At 65.0% G+C, this 15,810-nt stretch carries 17 protein-coding genes; 9 read left to right on the forward strand and 8 right to left on the reverse strand.

Features of this window, described 5'->3' with window-relative positions:
- Positions 1-300: 300 nt before the first annotated feature.
- The 3 genes from CIHUM_RS10580 to CIHUM_RS10590 all read left to right on the forward strand — a co-directional run bounded on the left by CIHUM_RS10580 (position 301) and on the right by CIHUM_RS10590 (position 4,907).
- A complete protein-coding gene (locus CIHUM_RS10580) occupies positions 301-2,019 on the forward strand; it encodes an IS3 family transposase (protein ID WP_148363864.1) in 1,719 nt (572 codons plus the stop codon).
- Between the two features lie 734 nt (positions 2,020-2,753).
- The gene (locus CIHUM_RS10585; RefSeq protein WP_273680217.1) at positions 2,754-3,734 is read left to right on the forward strand and encodes a hypothetical protein; all 981 of its coding nucleotides are present in this window, start codon (positions 2,754-2,756) and stop codon (positions 3,732-3,734) included.
- Positions 3,735-3,794: 60 nt separating this feature from the next.
- The gene (locus CIHUM_RS10590) at positions 3,795-4,907 is read left to right on the forward strand and encodes an MFS transporter (RefSeq protein WP_051106180.1); all 1,113 of its coding nucleotides are present in this window, start codon (positions 3,795-3,797) and stop codon (positions 4,905-4,907) included.
- Here CIHUM_RS10590 and CIHUM_RS10595 read toward each other — a convergent pair.
- The 3 genes from CIHUM_RS10595 to CIHUM_RS10605 are packed head-to-tail and all read right to left on the reverse strand — an operon-like array spanning position 4,817 to position 6,952.
- Positions 4,817-5,323 (reverse strand): hypothetical protein, encoded by a 507-nt coding sequence (locus CIHUM_RS10595; RefSeq protein ID WP_148363806.1) that lies wholly within the window; start codon positions 5,321-5,323, stop codon positions 4,817-4,819. The two genes, CIHUM_RS10590 and CIHUM_RS10595, sit on opposite strands and share 91 nt — an antisense overlap.
- Positions 5,324-5,333: 10 nt before the next feature.
- Positions 5,334-5,975, reverse strand: coding sequence for an ABC transporter ATP-binding protein (locus tag CIHUM_RS10600; protein ID WP_034996561.1), 642 nt, complete (start codon positions 5,973-5,975; stop codon positions 5,334-5,336).
- Complete coding sequence (locus tag CIHUM_RS10605) at positions 5,975-6,952, reverse strand: ABC transporter permease (protein WP_034996563.1); 978 nt, start codon at positions 6,950-6,952, stop codon at positions 5,975-5,977. The genes CIHUM_RS10600 and CIHUM_RS10605 overlap by 1 nt, the downstream gene beginning before the upstream one ends.
- Before the next feature lie 91 nt (positions 6,953-7,043).
- On the opposite strand from CIHUM_RS10605, the gene CIHUM_RS10610 reads away from it, so the two are divergent.
- The 5 genes from CIHUM_RS10610 (at position 7,044) to CIHUM_RS10630 (ending at position 12,199) form a co-directional block, all read left to right on the forward strand.
- The gene (locus tag CIHUM_RS10610) at positions 7,044-8,183 is read left to right on the forward strand and encodes a sensor histidine kinase (protein ID WP_034996565.1); all 1,140 of its coding nucleotides are present in this window, start codon (positions 7,044-7,046) and stop codon (positions 8,181-8,183) included.
- Positions 8,180-8,782, forward strand: coding sequence for a response regulator (locus CIHUM_RS10615; RefSeq protein WP_034996567.1), 603 nt, complete (start codon positions 8,180-8,182; stop codon positions 8,780-8,782). Before CIHUM_RS10610 ends, CIHUM_RS10615 begins: the two co-directional genes overlap by 4 nt.
- Before the next feature lie 10 nt (positions 8,783-8,792).
- Positions 8,793-9,335 (forward strand): pirin-like C-terminal cupin domain-containing protein, encoded by a 543-nt coding sequence (locus tag CIHUM_RS10620; RefSeq protein ID WP_034996568.1) that lies wholly within the window; start codon positions 8,793-8,795, stop codon positions 9,333-9,335.
- Positions 9,336-9,416: 81 nt separating this feature from the next.
- On the forward strand, positions 9,417-10,841 hold the full coding sequence (gene dcuC, locus CIHUM_RS10625; RefSeq protein ID WP_034996569.1) for a C4-dicarboxylate transporter DcuC: 1,425 nt from the start codon (positions 9,417-9,419) through the stop codon (positions 10,839-10,841).
- A gap of 17 nt (positions 10,842-10,858) precedes the next feature.
- Complete coding sequence (locus CIHUM_RS10630; protein ID WP_051106182.1) at positions 10,859-12,199, forward strand: IS1096 element passenger TnpR family protein; 1,341 nt, start codon at positions 10,859-10,861, stop codon at positions 12,197-12,199.
- Between the two features lie 64 nt (positions 12,200-12,263).
- On the opposite strand, the gene CIHUM_RS10635 is transcribed toward CIHUM_RS10630, so the two are convergent.
- The 3 genes from CIHUM_RS10635 to CIHUM_RS10645 are packed head-to-tail and all read right to left on the reverse strand — an operon-like array spanning position 12,264 to position 13,458.
- Complete coding sequence (locus CIHUM_RS10635) at positions 12,264-12,593, reverse strand: DUF202 domain-containing protein (RefSeq protein WP_034996570.1); 330 nt, start codon at positions 12,591-12,593, stop codon at positions 12,264-12,266.
- Positions 12,590-12,955 (reverse strand): YidH family protein, encoded by a 366-nt coding sequence (locus tag CIHUM_RS10640; RefSeq protein WP_034996572.1) that lies wholly within the window; start codon positions 12,953-12,955, stop codon positions 12,590-12,592. Before CIHUM_RS10640 ends, CIHUM_RS10635 begins: the two co-directional genes overlap by 4 nt.
- A complete protein-coding gene (locus CIHUM_RS10645; RefSeq protein ID WP_051106183.1) occupies positions 12,952-13,458 on the reverse strand; it encodes a VanZ family protein in 507 nt (168 codons plus the stop codon). The genes CIHUM_RS10640 and CIHUM_RS10645 overlap by 4 nt, the downstream gene beginning before the upstream one ends.
- Positions 13,459-13,493: 35 nt before the next feature.
- On the opposite strand from CIHUM_RS10645, the gene CIHUM_RS10650 reads away from it, so the two are divergent.
- Positions 13,494-14,432 carry an acrylyl-CoA reductase family protein gene (locus tag CIHUM_RS10650; RefSeq protein WP_101494224.1) on the forward strand — a complete coding sequence of 313 codons (939 nt, stop codon included), beginning with the start codon at positions 13,494-13,496 and terminating at the stop codon, positions 14,430-14,432.
- Here CIHUM_RS10650 and CIHUM_RS10655 read toward each other — a convergent pair.
- Together CIHUM_RS10655 and CIHUM_RS10660 are read right to left on the reverse strand one after the other, a co-directional pair.
- Positions 14,422-15,420, reverse strand: coding sequence for a hypothetical protein (locus CIHUM_RS10655; protein ID WP_034996576.1), 999 nt, complete (start codon positions 15,418-15,420; stop codon positions 14,422-14,424). The genes CIHUM_RS10650 and CIHUM_RS10655 overlap by 11 nt on opposite strands.
- Positions 15,421-15,635: 215 nt before the next feature.
- Positions 15,636-15,797, reverse strand: coding sequence for a hypothetical protein (locus tag CIHUM_RS10660; RefSeq protein ID WP_158293352.1), 162 nt, complete (start codon positions 15,795-15,797; stop codon positions 15,636-15,638).
- Between the last annotated feature and the right edge of the window lie 13 nt (positions 15,798-15,810).

Raw genomic sequence — 15,810 nt, forward strand, 5'->3', positions numbered from 1 at the left:
TATCAGGACCTCGATAATCGCTGTTTTACGTCGAATAGCAGGGCCCTTGTAGCTGGAAACAGCCCACCGACCCAGATATCCCGGCGCGAATTTGGTGGGTGCAGACCAATAGTTGGTCCCCGCTTGATTGTCCGCGCTCCCCAATGCGGAGTTGCGGAGTCCGCAAGCTCGAGCAAAACACCGCACAGATGCTGTGCCCGCCCGCCCCATAGCCGCGGATCCAGCTATCAGGACCTCGATAATCGCTGTTTTGGGAGCGCGGACAAAAAGTTGGAGTGTTGGGGGCTGGAAGGTATTCCGATGCCCGCAGGGTTTCCATCTGATATCCGCGATGGTGCGGTTGAGAGGTTTTTGGCTGGGTCGTCTGCCCGTGAGGTCTGCGACTGGGCTGAAGACGCGTGTGGTCGCCGACCGTCGGTAGACACGGTCGGCAACTGGGTTGCAGCCAAGCGCCGCGGCCAGAGCTTTGACGGTGCCAGACGCGCCTACGACGCTGAGACCATCGCAAAAGTTGTCGCACGCAGGTTGACCTCACAGGCGACGGTGCGTGACATCGCTGTGGAGTTCGACGTCAACGACACCGCGGCGCTGACCTGGACGAAGCGGTATTGGCCCGACGATGACGAACGCGTTTTGGCAGCGTCGATGACATTCGACGAGGCCTATGCGGCGACAATGGAACGCGTGAGCAAGCAACGCAAAGTCCAACGCAACCATCAGCAGCAGCGAGTCGATAAGGCAGCCGATGCGAAACGACCACCACGGCCAGTCAACGAGTGGCTGCCGGGGCCTGGTCCGGTAGACGATATCGCTGATTTACCCAGTGACATGGACGAGCTGAAAAAGCTCATTGTTGAGATGCGTGACCGGGAAACGGTCAAAGACGCCATTATCCAAGTGCTCATGAGCGATGGTGAGCCGCGGGGAAAAGACGACGTCCGTGACGGTGAGCTGTCCACCGCGGCGAAAGCCGCTGTGGTGGTTGCCCTCACGGACGCCCACGGGTTTTCCATCGCGCAAGCATGCGCGGTAGTCGGGATTGCGCAGTCGACGTTTTACTACCACCGACACAAACACACGAAGGTGGTGCAACAGCGCGAACAGCGCCGCGCTGCACTTAAACCATTGATCTTGCAGGCAGCGGCCGAATCCGGACAAAGCTACGGATACCGACGCATCCACGCCTGGTTGAAGATCATGGGGCATACGGTGTCGGAAAAGATCGTGCGCACCCTCATGGCGGATCTGGGGTGCCGCCCGCCAGCGAAGGCGTCGGGCAAGTACTCCTCCTACACCGGTGAAACCGACCACAAGCCAGCAAACCTGCTACTGATCACCCCAACCGACGGCACCGACGATGACCGGGATTCGGATGTGGCCCGCCCGGTGATCGAACCGTCGCAGTACTTCACCGACCACGCCGACGCCAAAGGGCTTACCCACGATTTCCACGCGGATGCGCCGTGGGAGAAAATCGGCACTGATGTCACCGAAATCCACTGCCCAGACGGGAAGTTGTTCCTGTCGGCAGCGATCGATTTCTACGACGGGATGCCGATTGCAGTGACCATGTCGACGTCACCGAATCACGATCTTGTCGCCGAGATGATCGCGCGAATCGACAAGCTAAAACCCGACGGTGCGCAACCAATCATCCATTCCGACCGCGGTGGGCTCTACCGCAGCCCACGCTGGGTCAGCCTGATTACCAACCACGCCCACAACAGCCTGGATTGCCCGGACTGCCAGGCCGATGCGTGGTGTGACAACCGGTGGCGCTACATCCCGTCACTGTCACGCAAAGCCACCAGCGGCGACAATGCGCGCACCGAAGGGTTCTTCGGCACGATGAAACAGGAACTGCTCAAAGGCAGACCTGTGGTGTCAACGATGACGGTGGCGCAGATGCGCGACTATATTGACACCTACATCGACTTCTACATCCACAGACGATTGAAGTCGACACTCGGCGACGGGTACACCACCATCGCCGAACACCGACAAGCACTGAGTGCATAACAACGAGACAAAGTCCCCCAAACGCACTCCAAGATTTTGTCCGCAGCCCCTTTACGTCGAATAGCTGGGCCCTTGTAGCTGGAAACAGCCCACCGACCCAGACATCCCGGCTCGAATTTGGTGGGTGCAGACCAATAGTTGGTCCCCGCTTGATTGTCCGCAATGCGGAGTTGCGGAGTCCGCAAGCTCAGGGAAGATACCGCCTGGATGCTGTACCGACCGCCCCATAACCGCGGATCCAGCTATCAGGACCTCGCCACTTTATGCCGAATACCTGGAAACAGTCGACTGGACCTCGGCCCCCGCGCTAGCCGGGCCCCGGCAGTCACCCGCCTTGACCCGACCAACCACCGCAAACCGCCGAAACCACGCAAGAACCCCCAAAAAACAGCAGAAGCCGCAAAAGAGAACGCCCAACGACCCACTCGCATAAAAAACGTAAATACCTTTGAACTACAAACGTGTAATTTACCCCCGTGACAAGCAAAAACGCCCCTTAAAGGGCGTACCAACACCACAAATTCACCTTTTATTTTGCTTAGGAAGTTGAGTCAACGTTCCGGCGACCTGCGCTTTCCCCGAATTTAAACGGCTTAGTCCGTACAAGAAGGCCATGTCACCCATCCTTCGAATGCTGAATAATCATCCTTCTGCGCTACGCTAGCGGTGTGTTGAAAAATCGGAGGATAGCAGCGCTCACATGCGCAGTCGCTACTGCAGCGGCGGCGTTTGTCGTGCCTTCCGCCGGTGCCGCTACCGTGGGCGCGCCCAGCGAAGGCGTGTGCTCGCTGAAGGTAAAAGACTCAGAACGTAAGTTCATTGACTCGCTCGACCGCAGTGTCGGCATCGGCGCAGTAGATGAGCGGACCCGCTGGGCTTCCGCGTTCGAGCAGTTGTACCCGACTGCTTCGGATACCGTCGCGCCGTTTTTGGAGCTGTACACCGGCTCATACGTGACCTACTTCAACAGCAATCTCGAAGCCAACATCGAGAATTGGGCACAGCGTGTCGCCGAAGGCACCGGCGCAGACATCGATTCTTCCCGCGCGTACTTCACGCAAGTGTGGAATTCGGCTGCGATCAGTGACCACCAGGCGTTCGACATGATCAAGTACTGGGACATCGTCGATAACGCTGTGCAAAGCGGCGAGATCACGGTGCCAGCCCGGGACGGCTTCTCGGAGTTCTCGCTGATCCCAGATCGTGATGGGCTGATTGAGCAGCAGTCTCGTGACTACCCGGCGATGCCCAAGGACCAGGTTGAGGCGTGGGTTGATGCCTACGAGCAGCTGCCGGACGTGAAGCAGGCGCGTCATGTGGCTCGGTTGATGGTGGCGTTCGAAGAGGCTCGTAAGACCTGCGCCAAAGGTGGTGGCAACGCACTACTGCCTACCGACGGCCCGAACCCGGACATCCCGACTACCACACCGAAGACGAGCACCAATGCGGTGCCGAGTGGAGAGGCTGGCAAGAGCAGGGACACTGTGACCCACACGCTCGTCAACGGTAACGTCACCGCGACGGTGACCACCGACACCGACAAGATGACCGGCCTGACGGTGTCCCAGACCACCCACAGGACGGAGCAGACCGCGGACACCACGTCCGGCGGCTCCTCCGCGAGCACGGGTGCGATCGTCGGTGTGTTCGTGGCGATCCTAGTGGCCCTTGGCGCTGCAGGCGCAGCGTTTGCGCTGTCTGCCCAGCAGTCGTAACTTAACCGGGTGCCCAACGCCAACCAAACAGCCAGGCTTCCTGTTGTCCCGCTGGCGGCGATGAGTTTCGCCGCGTTCGTGTACGTCACGTTCGAGATGTTCGCCATCGGCCTGATTTCGCCGATGGCGAGGGACTTACACGTCTCCGAAGGGCAGATCGGCCTGCTCATGAGCGTCTACGCCGGGCTGGTTGCGGTGGTGACCATTCCGCTGATGCATGTCACGCGGAAGGTGGACAGGCGCTACCTGCTCATTGCGACACTGGTCTTTCTCCTCGGCGGCATTGTCGTGCAGGCCACGGCAACAAGCTACGCCACGCTGGTGGCGGGCCGTGTAACCGCGGCGTTGACCCACGGTCTGTTCTGGTCGCTGGTCAACCCGGTCGCTGCCCGCATCGCGCCACCGGGGCAGATGGGTAAGGCAGTTGCCGCGGTGTCGTTCGGTTCGACTCTGTCAATGGTGGTCGGCTCGCCGCTGACCACGGCGATGGGGTCCGCGATTGGCTGGCGCGCCTCCACCTGGGTGCTCGGCGCCGCGGTGGTCGGCGCGCTGGTCATGCTGGTGATTTCCCTGCCCAGCCTGCCCGCTAGGCCACCGGCGCAGAAGAACGGCGCCCAGGCAACGAAGTCGGCCATCCCGTCCCTGGTCATCTACCTGGTGCTGGCGGTGATGGCCATCTTTGTCACCTTCACCTACCTGGCCCTGCTCGTCGAGGCCACCGCCGGCCACCGGTTTGTGCCCTACGGTGTGGCTGTCTACGGCATCGCGGGGCTGGTCGGCGTGACCTTGTCGGGCCGCCTGGTGGATGCGCGCATGATCCGCCTCAACGGCATTGCCACGGCCACGCTGGTGGCCTCCGGCATCGCGGGACTGCTCGCGCTTCACAATGGCACGGGGATCGGCATGTTCACGGTGATCGTCGTCTTCGGCATCGCCGCGGGCGCGCTGCCCACGGTGGCCACCACGATCTTCCTGTTCGCGGGCCAGCGCAACCAGGATTTGGTCAGTTCGGTATACGTGGTGACCTTCCAGGTGGGCATCGCGTCCGGCTCGGCGCTGGGCGCCGCCACGGTGGACCTGGGCTACTTGGGCGGTACGTTGCTGTCCACGGCGGTGCTCGGCGCATTGGCGTTTACCGTCATGGCCACGCGCTCCCGGTCCCTTCTGCGGTAGCGCGCGGGTTCTACGAACCGCCCGGCCGCCTCCAATTCGAGGTAGCCGCGCAAAAACTCCGCGGTCTCGCCGGCTACATAGGTGCGCTGACCCCACTCTGGCACGCGGAAGATACCGTGCGGCACGCGCACGAGGTCGCGGCCGCGCACCATCGTCGCCCCCATTTCCTGCAACGAGGTCACGATGAACGCCTCGCCCACCGCGTACGCGACCACGTTGCGGTCCAAAGCGCGAAGCTTATCGACGACACTGCGCCCCGCCAGCCAGTAGCCATCGCCGGCCACGAGGGCGTCGTCAGGCAGTTGCGGAAGGGTGCGCACCTGCGGCCCGCACGACGAAAGCCCCGCCCTGCGCTCGATCTCCCCGGCAAGCAGGGTGGGGTCCAGCGGGGCGAGGCCGGGGGCGCAGTAGAACACTCGCGCCAGTTTAGGCGTAGGCCGGGGCGTTGACACCGAGTTCGAAGACTTCGTCGGTGCTCTCGATCAGGGAGCGGTCGTGGGTGACAAAGCCGCAGGCGACGTCACGCTCCGTGGTGAGCTGGCGCAGCAGCTGCACAATCTCCTGGGAGCGGTCGGCGTCGAGGGCGGCGGTGGGTTCGTCCGCAAGCAGAAGCGCTGGCTCGCCCATGAGCGCACGCGCAATGCCGACACGCTGACGCTGGCCGCCGGACATCTCGCCGATGCGGCGGTCGCCTAGGCCCTCCAGGCCGACGGTGGCCAGCAGTTCCTCCGCCCTCTCCTTTCGAGGACGCAGTCCTCGAATGTGGTCGGTGACCAGGAGTTGATCGCGCACGTTCAGCGCGGCGATGAGGTTGGCCTGCTGGAAAATCATGCCAATCTTGTCGCGGCGCACATCGTTGTCCACCACCTCGCCGTTGAGCTTCGCGGTGCCGGAGTCCGGCGTGATCAGGCCGGCTGCCACGGACAGCAGGGTGGACTTGCCGGAGCCGGACTCGCCGACGATGAAGGTCATCTCGCCGGGCTTGGCGGTGAATTCCAGGCGGTCCAGCACGGTGCGCATTTCCTGGCCGTCCTTGAATGCGACGGTGACATCGTTGAGTTCGAGCATTATGCGACACCTCCAAGAGCCGCTTGAGGGTTAACTTTCGAGATGGAACGGGTGGCGATCAGGGCGCCGACCATGCCCAGCGCCCAGATGGCAACCGGGGGAGCGATCGCGGTGAGTGCGGTCAGCGAGAACGGTGCGCCGCCCTGCATGAGCAGGCCGAGGCCGAAGGCCGCGACGCCGCCGATGAGCGCGCCGATGCCCAGGATCACCGCGGCCTGGCCGAGGGCGTCCTTGAGCAGGTAGGAGTTGGATGCGCCGATGGCCTTCAAAATGGCCAGGTCGCGGGTGCGCTGCATCGTCCACACGGTGAGGAAGGCAACGATCACCAGCGCGGCGATGGCGTAGAGGAAGCCCTGGATGAGCTTCAACGAGCCCTGCTCGGAGGAGTACGCCGGCAGGCCGTCGAAAGCCTCCTTCAGGCCCACTCCGCTGTCGACCTTATGGTCTGCCAACAACACCGAGCCGTCGGCGTCGGTGTGCATTGCGGCCTGCCAGAAACCGGTGGGCACCCACAGGACGGGGGAGTGGGAGAACGCGAGGTCCTCGCCGATTGCGCCGACGGTGATGTCGTTGCCGGCAACGGTCACGGTCTCGCCCTCGCCCACTTCGAGGGAGGGCGCGGCCACGGCTTCGTCGGAAAGCTGCTGCCCTCCGGGAAGCTCGGTGCCCTTCGGCAGCGACAGGATGGCCACGGCCGCGTCCTCGCCGTTGCCCTTGGTCATAAGCATCTGGCTGGCGCCGAGCGGGGTGAGCCCGTCGCGCGCCTCGACGCGGGAGGTGGTGAACGAGATGTCTTCCGGGTCCTGGAAGACAACGGACTGCGGATCCAGCGCCTCAAGCGCGGACGTGTTTTGCTTGCCCAGGCCGGCGGTCAGACCCGTGAGCACGACCACCAGCAGCGTAATCAGCGCCACGGTGCCTGCGATCAGCCCGAAGCGCCCCTTGGCTGACGTGATTTCTCTGATTCCTACGAACATGGCTTCAATCCTGCCGTTGACCTGCACTGCTCTACATCGCGCGGGCGGTCGAAATCCCGGTCAACCGATCGGTTGATCTACGCTCAGACGCATGTTGTCCACCACCCGTCTGCTCGACTTTCTGCGCGTGAGCCTGCACGTGCTCGTCGCCGTGCTGCTTGCGGTGGGGCTTGTGGGGCAGTTGCGTAGCGACGCACCCCTGGCAGCCCTAGCCCTGCCGTTGACCTTCGCCTGCGTGTACATGGCCGGCACCGTCTGGCACTTCCACGGCAAGGACTACCCGGCCTGGGCGCCGTATGCCTGGCTCGCGGTTGTCTCCGCGCTGTGGGTGGGGCTGGTGCAGATGTCCGAGAACTTCGTATGGCTGGAGTTCCCGCTGGTCATGCTGGCGTGCGTGCTGTTGACCACATGGTGGGAACTCGCGGCCACCGCGGCGCTTTTAGCCGTTGCCCTCACCGCCACCGCGCCGGGCGGCGGGGCCGGCGCGGTCATCGGCCCCACCATCGGCACCGTGCTGGCGGTGATCATCGTGCACGCCTACCAGGCGCTGCGCGCGGAGGCGGACCACTACCGGCAGATGGCCGAGGACCTCAAGGCCGCCCAGCGCGAGGCGGCAAAAGCCGAGCACGCCGCGGGCGTGGCGGAGGAGCGGGCCCGCCTGGCGCGCGAGGTACACGACACCATGGCGCAGGGTTTGAGCTCCATCTTGTTGCTGGGCCGCGCGATGGACAAGCAGCTGCCCCAGGGCGACCCGGCGCGCGAGACGCTGGACGTGATCCGCTCCACCGCCTCCGACAACCTGGCGGAGGCGCGCCGCTTCGTCGCCGAGAACTCCGCCAACACGCAGGCCCCGAAGCGCGAGACGCTGCCGGTGCGCCTGGAGCGCCTGGCCCGCCACGCGCAGGACCGCCAGCGTGCACTCGGCGAGCAGCTCGAGGTCCGCGTCCACGCAGTTGACCTGCCGGAACCCTGCGCGTCGGTGGCGGAGCGCGTCGTGCGCGAGGGCTTGAGCAACATCGTGCGCCACGCCGGGGCTTCGTCGGCGGTGGTGACCGTGGATAGGCTTGGTGCGACCGCAACCATCGACGTCTTCGACAACGGCCGCGGCATCACCGGGCCCGAGGGCTACGGCCTGAAGGGCCTGCGCGCCCGCGTGGAGGAGGTCGGCGGCGAGCTCACGGTGGAGGGCAACGTCCTCGCCGCAACCCTGCCTGTGGAGGAGAACGGATGACACTGAGCGTCATGCTTATCGACGACCATCCGGTCGTCCGCGCTGGCCTGCGCGCCGTGCTCAATTCCTTCGACGGCGTGGAAGTTGTCGCCGAGGCCGCCGACGGCGACACCGAGGTGCCCGAGGGGGTGGACGTGGTGGTCTCCGACATCCAGATGCCCGGCGCGGACGGCATCGCGCTGACCCGCCGCCTGGTCGCCGCCGGCGGGCCGCCGGTTTTGATCCTGACCACCTACGACACCCAAGCAGACGTGGTCGCCGCGGTGGAGGCCGGGGCGATGGGCTACCTGCTCAAGGACGCGCCGGAGGAAGAGCTGTATGAGGCGGTGCGGAGCGCGTCGCAAGGCAAACGAGTGCTCTCGCCGCAGGTGGCCAACGTACTGGCGGACAGGCTGGTCAATCCGGCCGAAGCGCTGTCCGGGCGCGAGATTGAGCTGCTGCGCGCGCTGCAGACCGGCGCCTCCAACAAGGAAATCGCCCAGCAGCTGTTCATCTCGCAGGCGACAGTGAAAACGCACCTGATCCACATCTACTCCAAACTCGGGGTGGACAACCGCACCGCGGCTGTGGAGGAAGCCCGGCAGCGCCGGATCATATAAGCTGGCCGCCATGTCATTCATCGAGCTGAACGCTGGCCCCTGGCGCGGGGTCGCATTCCTCCAGGGCCTCGGCGGACCCGACGACACTCCCGCGGGCTGCAAATCCTTTGCCTGGCGGCACGACGGCTCCGCACGCCTCGGCGGTGTGCTCGAGCGCGCACAGGTGCAAGTGCTGATCAGCGATGAAGCGGTCCCCGACAAAATCCAGCGCGCCCAACCGGACGCGTTTGGCCTGCGTAGCGTGACCACCGAATCCGCGGGTGAGGCCTTTGTCTTCGCCGGACGCATGTTCGGCCGCACCGGCACCGTGGAAACCAGCGAGCCCTGCGTGGCAGCCCAGCTGACCATCGCGCCTGAAACCGAACTGGCGGTCACCGTGTACGAGGAGTTCGAGTACGCCGTTATCGCCCCCGACGGCGACATCACCGTCAACAACACCCCGGTGCCGCCGCACTCCGCCGGCATGCTGGACGCCGGCCACCGCACCCTGGGGCTGAAGAACCGCTCCGAGAACATCGCCCACGTGCTCATCCTGGGCGGCCAGCCGGCGTAATTTACCCGGCTTTGCGGAGACATTTGCCACACCCTGCGCATTCACCCTGCGGGGTGCGGTTTCACGCTGCATAATCGCAGCGTGCTTTATATTTTCTTTGCAATTCTCGCCGTCATCGCCGTCGGCTATTTCATTGCCAGGAAGGTCCACGCGGCCTCCTCCATCTTCGCCGTCGGCGTGCTGCTGCTCATGATCGCCGCAGCTACCGGGCGTATCGACCACTCCACCGCGGACATCGAGTCCTCCGGCAACGCGTTTTACGACGAGCTGCTGATCATCGAGTCCCTGTTCAAGTCGCGCTTCGCCGGCACCGGCATGGCGATCATGGTGCTGTTCGGCTTCGTCGGCTACATGCGCCACATCGGCGCCGATGCCAAGACCGTGGTGGCGCTGTCCAGCCCGCTGCGCCGCTTCCACGGCTCCTACTGGCTCGTGCCCATCGGGTTTGCCGTCGCGACGCTTCTGTCCTTCGTCGTGCCTTCCGCCAGTGCGTTGTCGCTGCTGCTCGTGGCCACGCTGATGCCCGCGTTGATCGCCGCGGGGCTGACGCCGCTGACCGTCGGTGCGATCGTGGCCACCGCCTCCACCATCGCCCCGTCGCCGCTGGAGGCCGGCCTGATCCAGGCCGCGGACCTGACCGGCATGTCGGTGACCGAGTTCACCTTCGGCAACGTGGCCAAAGCCACCATCCCCGCGCTGATCGTCATCGCGTTTACCCACATGTGGTGGCAGCACCACTGCGATAAGAAAGACCTGGTCAAGTCCGGCGCTGGCGCGTCGGACACCGAGCTTGAGGCAGCCAGGGACGACGAGTCCGACCGCCGCATCCGCGAAGCCGTGGAACGCGCCGAGGGCCTGCCCGGCTTCTACGCCATCCTGCCGCTGCTGCCGCTGCTGCTGATCATCGTCTCCGCGGCGCTCAACCGCCTCGGCGTCATCTCGTTTGAGGCCGGCATCCTGCCAGTGACCGTGGTGTCGCTGATGATCACCATGATCATCGAGGCGATCCGGCTGCGCGACGTCAACTACGCCGCCGACTCCCTCCAAGAGTTCTTCAAGGGCCTCGGCGAGGGTGCAGCCGGCGTGGTTTCCTTGATCGTCGCCGCCGCCATCCTGGTGGAGGGCATCACCCAGATGGGCGTGATCGAGGGTCTGACCAACCTGGCGCAGGCATCCTCCGGTGCCGCCGTGCTGATGGTGCTGGTGTTTGTGCTGGCCACCGCCACCATGGCGCTGCTCACCGGCTCCGGCGTGGCGCCCTACTTCGCCTTCTCCGAGATGGTGCCGGGCATCGCGGCGGACTCCGCCGTGTCCGCCCCGCAGATGCTCACCTCCATCTGGGCCGCCTCCAACACCATGCGCCAGGCCTCCCCGGTCAACGCCGCGGTGCTCATCGTCGCGGGTGCGCTCCAGGTCAACCCGATTGACGTGGTCCGCCGCACCGCCGTGCCGCTGACCGCGGGCGCGGTGACCGCCGTGGTGTGCGCCTTCCTATTCGTGGTTTAGGCCGTAAGGTTGCCGGTATGACCGTTTCAGTGCTCATGTTCGTGGAGGGCACCTCGCCCGAAATTTCCCGCTGCGTCAACGTCGAAGAGACCATGACGCTGGGCGAACTCTCCCAGATCATCGACGCCTCCCTCGGTTTCACCGGCGCCGCCACCCACCTCTACGTCAGCCAAGAAGGCGCGCAGCGTTCCGTCTACACCGCCGCGCCCGGCCCCGGCGAGCACCAGGAAGACGAGCTCACCGTCGCCGAGATGCGGCCCATGACCTACGTCTACGACCCGGCGGCCAATTGGAACATCCATGTCGAGGTTCTGGGTCCCTCCAACATCGAGGGCCCTACGCCCATGCTTATCGACGCAGCCGGGCCCGACGTCGTCGAAGCCTGCTCGGGGCCAGAGCTGATGACCACCTTCCGCCACCAGGCCCGCCTTTTGGCCGCCGGCATCGAACCGGACCTGGAGACCATCACCCTGATGTTTTCCTACCTGCCCGTCATGCCGCCGGAGCGCATGCTCGACCGCATGACACAGGCCGACCCGGTCTCCGTGGCCACCCGCATCGGCAACGTCGCCGAGGAGATGTTCTTCGACGAAGTCGCCGCCGCCGATGAAGGCACCGATGGCCCCGGCCTGGCCCAGCACTTCGACGACTTCCTCCAGTCCCGCCCGGACCTGCTCCAGATCATCGACATGGACCCGCACCCGGAGCGCAACCCCACCATGATCAATGCCGTGACCGAGTTCTTCGGCGAAATGCTCGGCGGGCCGGACGGGGTGGAGGTTCCCGACGTGCCGAGCATGCCTGGTCCGCCGGCGGTACAGAGCGTGCCGGGCGTGCCTGGCTTCCCCGGCTTCGGGCCAGACTCCTTCGACGATCTACCCGATCTCACCGATGTTTTCGCCGAGCTCATGCGCATTTTCTCCCCCGGGGTGCCGTACGAGCACGGGGGGATGCCTGCCTCGTTCGCCGTGGAAGTGCGCGACCTGACGGAGCTGCCGTTTCCCAACACTGTCGCTGACCTGCTCCTCGACGCCCGCCTGCTGAAAAAGCGCGGCGGCGAGCTGACCCCCACCAAAGCAGGCCTGGCTTTTCTCAACCACGACAACCCTATTCCCAAGGCCGCCGACAACATCCGCCTCGGCTTTGAAAAACTGATGGGCGAGGAAATTTGGCGTTCCATCGTGGAGTGGGTCGTCGACGACGAACCGCTTAACCCAGAGGCGGAGAGTTGGCTGTTCTGGCTGGAGGCTTTCGGCATCCTTCGCGAAACCGCCCCTGCCCAGATTTTCTGCACCGAGCAGGGCCTGCAGCTGCTGGAGATGCACTACGACCACTACACCAGCGGTCGGCGCTCGTAAAAGTTAACGGCTCGTTTTCGCGACCTGCGGAAATAGAGCGCCACAATCGCCGGATTGTCAACCGTTACGAGAGCCCGCCCGCTGACACCACCAGGTACAGACCCAGCCCGCCGGTCCCGAGCGTCATCGCGCTCAACAGGAACACGGCTGCGGCGTTGGGTTCGCTGCGCTCGTCGGCAAGCGCGGATGCCTCGAAGCGGTACGCCCGCCGGTTCAGCGCCACGATCACCAGCGCACCTGCCGCCAACGCCACCGACGCCACCACGATCAGCGCGGGGTAAGCACCGGCCCACCGCAAAAGCGTCGCCGCGCAGACGAGCATGGCCAGCGCGGTGCGCGTCCAGCTCATGGCGGTGCGTTCGGCCTGCAGGCCGGGATCGGCGACGGCGATCATGCGAGCAGGCTCACCGCCACAACCACCGCCGCGACAAACACCACCACGCACAAAACGGGGATGATGGCGGGGGCGGGCAGGGGCTCGTCGTGACGCAAGGCCCGCTCGATGCGCACCCAGCGCACCGCGGCACCTGCGGAAATGGCCATGGCGATCATGATGACTGCGGCGGCTGCAACGCGGCGCACGCCGGGTTCGATGCCGGGCAGCTCGAACGCCTCCAGCGCGATCCCGCCGGCGAGAAACGCCAGCGCGGTGCGGGTCCAGGCGAGGAAGGTGCGTTCGTTGGCCAGCGTGAAGCGCGGGTCGGGCTCCCCGCCGTCGGGGAAGACCCGCCTGGTAAACCATCCGCGCTCGCTCATGCGCTCAACCCTAGCGCCGCCCACACGGTGAGCACTACCGCGCCGGCCGCGGCGATGCTCCACAGCACCGTTGCGCGATTGCTTTTCGACGTCCCTCCGGCCACCCCGGCCCCCAGCGCCGCCCCGGCGGTGTTGCAGAGCACGTCGTCAGTATCGCTGTAGCCCCACGCGAACAGGTACTGCGTGACCTCGATGCCGAGGCTGCACACAAGCCCCACCAGCACCGCGCGTGCTACGGAGCCGCGGTGGGCGATGAAGCCGACCGGGGCGAACAGAGCGATGTTGCCGAACAGGTTTAGCCACGGCCCCCACCACACGCGCGCGTACTCGAAGGTCTCCAGCGGGTTCAGGCGCACCTGGCTGAGCTGATGCGCCTCCGCTGACCACAGCCCCGGGATGGACACGAACGCCTTGCCGACCGTGAACGCGAGCACGACCAAGGCAGTCACGACCACCGCCGCGACGTGGGCAGCGGCGTTGTTGGTTCTGCTCGCTGATTTCACCCGGCCCACCGTACTGTGCGCCTATGCTGGCGACCATGAACCGCAGCTTGATTGTCACTGAAAATGGACCGGAGATCGTAGAAACGCAGGCGGCGTTCGCGGGTGAGGGCGACACCCTGATCAACGTGAGCCACTCCTCGGTGAACTACAAGGACGCGATGGCGCTTTCGGGCAACCGCGGCATCCTGCGCGAGCTGCCGACAGTGCCGGGTATCGACGCCGTGGGCACCCTCGAGGACGGCACGCTTGTCACCGTCAACGGCCGCGGCATCGGCGAGCGCCGCCACGGCGGCTACACCCCGCAGATGCGTATCGACGCTAAAGACATCACCCGCGTGCCGTCCCGCTTCTCCGCGGATGAGGCCGCCGCGATCGGCACCGCCGGTTACACGGCCGCCCTTTCGGTCGCAGGTCTGGAGCGGGCCGCACTTTCGCCTATCGACGGCCCCGTGCTCGTCACCGGCGCCACCGGCGGCGTCGGCTCCATTGCCGTGCAGCTTTTGGCCGCCCGCGGCTATGAGGTGTGGGCGTTGACCGGGCGCGTCGATAAGCATGGCGCCTGGCTGAAGGATCTCGGCGCCGCCGAGGTGCTCGACCGCGCCGAATTCTCCGAGCCGGGCAAGCCGCTGCAGAAGGCGCGGCTGGCGGGCGTGGTGGACACCGTCGGCTCGACCGTGCTGGCCAACGCGCTGACGCAGCTTCGCTGGGGCGGGGTCGCCACCGCCTGCGGCATGGCCGCCGGCAACGACCTGCCCGCCAGTGTCCTGCCGTTCATCCTGCGCGGGGTGCAGCTGGTGGGCATCAGCTCCGTCGACGCGCCGAACGACATCCGCGACGAGACCTGGGCGCTCCTCAACGCCTCCGTAGACACCAACGCCATCCGCACCGAAGAAGTCGGTTTGGATGGCGTCGTGGAAGTTGGGCGTTCGCTGCTCGATGGTGGGTGGAGCGGACGCGCCGTCGTTAAGCTGTAGCTTCTTTGGGCACCGGACCGCCGGAGATCTGGCGGTACGCGTGCGCCGCAGCCAGCATGGTGCCGGGCACGGTCACAACAAGGCCGACGAAAAACAGCGCCGCACCAACCAAGTTGACCAAACCGGACAGCACCACAAAGCCCAAAATCTTCAGGTAGTTCGACGCCCCAGCCCTGAACCCGCCGGAAATAGCGTTACCGAAAGAGCCGTTATTATCCGCCGCGTACCACGCCTGGAACGTGAAAAACGGCATGACCAAAAGGCCAATCACGCCCGTGACAGCCAGCGCGCCCAGAATCGGGCGCACCAGGTTCCACATCTCCTCCGGGGCGACATTATCCGGGTTATCCGGCAGCGTTGCCGGATCGATGGAGGTCAGCGCGCCGAACGCGAGCACCATGAGGAGAATCGTAGAAACAATCCCGGCCACAACGCCGAGCAGCGCCGCCACACCCAGCGTCTTGCCGTACGCCGGCGCCTTCGCGTCGTTGTAAGTCAGCTGCTTCACCAGCGTCTGTTGCAAGACCACGCCAACCATCCACGGGACAAACGCCAACATGCCGATCATGCTGATCATCGAACCCACGCCCGGCAAAAACTGGCCCAGCAACGTTAGCACCGTGTAAACCACACCCAGCGGGATCCACAGCTTCGCGTTGGCGAACACGGCCTTCACGCCCCAGGTCAGCGCCTCGATGATCTCGAGCTTGCCGTTGCCCTTCACGTGGAACCAGCCGTTCGACGCCGGATCATTGATCGGGTGCGGCGACGTGCCGTCGCCGGGGGCGTTGTCCGTGAGCTGCTGGCCGTGGAAACGCAGCGCCGAGGCGCCAGCCATCGACGCCGCCGTGTTCACCTCGAAGGCGTCGTAGGAGCTGGGGGAGTTGGGGGAGTTGTAGGCGGAGTAGCCAGCGCCGTTTTCCGGGTGGCTGCCTTCCGGATGCTCCGGGTACGGCTGGAAATCGCCGTCGTTGTAAGGGGTGGACATGCACTCATCCTTCGTGATCGTTGGTCGCGTTCACTTGGGAGTTTATCAGTCACACCCGTCACAGACCTGGGTGGCGGGCGGGGGTTCCGCAGCAGCTGGGCGGCCGGGCCCCTGACAGATTACGCCAGCCGTTTGTGCCGACCTGGCGAGTACCCATGGCGGGTGGAGACGGAGATGGGGCGGCACCCTTGGTGCAGCCCCATCGATTCGGTATGTCAGTTGGCGTCTGTGTCCTCGTTGTTAGGCACCGAAGAGGTAGTTGTCTCGGCAGGTGTTCCCTGCTCGGTCTGGGGCTGGTCGTCATCATCGGGCACGATCTGGGCTCCGCAGCAGTTGTTGTCCTGCTTGCGTGAGGTGAAGAGGTCCTTGAATTTCATGGTTGTTTGTTCT

The organism is Corynebacterium ihumii (assembly GCF_028609825.1).
Classification (GTDB): domain Bacteria; phylum Actinomycetota; class Actinomycetes; order Mycobacteriales; family Mycobacteriaceae; genus Corynebacterium; species Corynebacterium afermentans.